General features: G+C 38.3%; 1 protein-coding gene. It reads right to left on the bottom strand.

Going from position 1 to position 755, the window contains the following annotated elements; translation table 11 throughout:
• A partial coding sequence (locus tag DWW68_RS13295; protein WP_147365711.1) for a helix-turn-helix domain-containing protein occupies nt 1-590 on the bottom strand: 590 nt, incomplete at its 3' end.
• Nucleotides 591-755: the final 165 nt, after the last annotated feature.

Raw genomic sequence — 755 nt, 5'->3', positions numbered from 1 at the left:
GTTTTCACACTGATGCCCAGTTCCGGATGGTTGGTGACAATTACATATGGAGATTGTCCCTGTTCTATCAGAGGTGCAACCACAGAATTCATTTGAAGTGCCTGGTGCTTTGTGATATTTACACCATTTCTTGAAGAAGTACGGAGTTCTTCATAGTTACGCTGTGCAAAAACAGCATCATAGCGGTATTTATGAGGAACATTACACCGATGAAGTGGTTTATCACAGCCATTGCACACATAGGGAGCCCTGTCCAAACGGGAGCAGCACTCCTTCACAAAAGATTTGCACACCTGATTGCACTTCATGCAGGAAGCACAGTTGATGTCGCAAAGAATAATCTTTTCACAGACATTTGTACGTTTGCATCGAAATCTTTGGGTGCAGAAGTTGTGTGGATTATTAAATATCCGTTTGGGGTTAATATCATCCACACGATGAAGGCGTATCTCTTTTGAAATGGTAGTAGGATCTTTGCAAAGATATTTAGCAATCTCTTTGAACGAAAGATTTTCATTTAAAGAGTCTTCAATAAATTTACGGTCTTGTAAAGTTAAATGTTTTTGATTCCCGGGAATAAGGTTTGACATAAGAACCTCCTTTCACCGTCATCAGAAGGCATAGAAAAAGAATACAAAAAGAAGAGGGAATAAGCAATATAATAGAGGAAAATGGTGTGAAAGAGTAAATTCCGTTTATGTAAAAGTAAATTCCACTGTACAGTGGGAGAGTGGAATTTAAAATTTCATTTTAGG

It is taken from the genome of Eubacterium sp. AF16-48 (genome assembly GCF_003479405.1).
In the GTDB taxonomy this organism is placed as follows: Bacteria; Bacillota; Clostridia; order Lachnospirales; family Lachnospiraceae; genus Eubacterium_G; species Eubacterium_G segne.
This window is presented reverse-complemented; position numbering and strand designations above follow the sequence as displayed.